We start from the raw sequence: 1,598 nt of genomic DNA, 5'->3' as shown, positions 1-1,598 counted from the left end.
GTGGTGGTATTAAAGCCATAACCGGAAACAATCCATGACGAGTTTGTGCTTGTCACGGAAGCCAAGCTTGTGTTAATTGACTGCAATCCAGCGGAGGCATTAGCATAAAAAAATGTGCCGGCAAGCGCCAAAGTATCGCCATCAATTGCTCCGCCAGTCAACTGTGCGCTAGCATTATTTGTGGCGTCATAAATCTTATTAGCAACTAATACTGAAACATTAGGTGCATTTCTGTAGTAAATATTTTTGGTGCCCGAAACTGAAGCAATACTACCTAATGAAGCATTGTATGTTTTATAGTCTATTGCGCCACTTGCGCCACTAATGTTGGCAACCATTGAAGATGTATTTATTGCTTGACCGGAAAATACCGTGACAGTGCTACCGTTATTAACCGTAACTCCTGAGCTACTAAGAGATACATTGCCCCCTGCACTTGTGCCTGCTGAATAATTTACACCTGCTAAAAGCCGCAAATCACCAGATACATTTACCATGCTACCTTGTGATTGTGCAATATCTCCAGCGCCACTTACAAGTGTTAAATTACCAAAACTTACACTTACATTTGAATTAGCGGTCAGTAAGATACCTGTACTTGCATTACTTGTCCCGTTGAGGGTAATGCCATAAGCATTCAAAATCGCAGTACCATTAGGATCGGCTGTCAAACTAGTAGTATTCGTAACGTTTGTTAAAACCGAACCAGCGCTTGTGTTTACGGAAGTATTAAGGCTTAGACTAGATAGGGTAGTGGCAATCCCTCCGACCTGCAATCCAACACCAGTTTGACTATATCCCGATACATTGAATGCAGTTGCATTCAATGTGATGTTTCCCAAATACGAACCTATCCCAGAGCTTACGTTACCAACAATGGAAGAAATATTACCTGCCAAGGTAAGTTGTAAATTTGGATTGGTTAAGGAACTGGCATTAGAGGTAGTGCTATCACCCGAAGTACTGTTTACGCTTGAGGAATTAGTCACGACATTTTTGGTCACTCCGGCAAATTGAACGCCGACGCCTGTGGCACTAACCCCCTTAATATCCAAAGAGTTTCCATTTGCATTCAAGGTGACATTTCCACCTGAAAAATAGACTCCAGCGCCTGATGATGACATACCTACAAGGGACACATTACCAAGGCCGTAAGTATTTAGTTTTGTAGAAAAGGTAGTATTAACAGTGGAAGTTGTTGCATTTGATCCAGTCAGCACTACTGTGCTTGTATTAGTGGAGCCGCCACCTAACTCCACTCCAGAGCCACTCGATCCAAGTGATGTGCCATTTAGCAGCAATGTTCCACTTGCTACACTTATATTAGATAATCCATTAATAAGAATTCCAGTAGAGTTAGCTGAGATCCCTACCAAACTTAAATTACTACCATTGGCAACAGAGATGCATATTACAGGAATAGATGCCGTAGTAAGGGTTGAACTACCGTTAGTCGTTTGAAGCGTATCGTAAAGACTGGCATTTGTAGCATTAACAGAAATTGAAATATTCGTCCAAACACCTGTTGATGAATTAAAGGTATTGTTAGTGCCAAGATTGTTGACACTGCCTAACTGAACACCGTAGTTAGTGTTACT

Source organism: Polynucleobacter paneuropaeus (genome assembly GCF_003261235.1).
Classification (GTDB): domain Bacteria; phylum Pseudomonadota; class Gammaproteobacteria; order Burkholderiales; family Burkholderiaceae; genus Polynucleobacter; species Polynucleobacter paneuropaeus.
Note: the sequence above shows the minus strand (reverse complement) of the source record.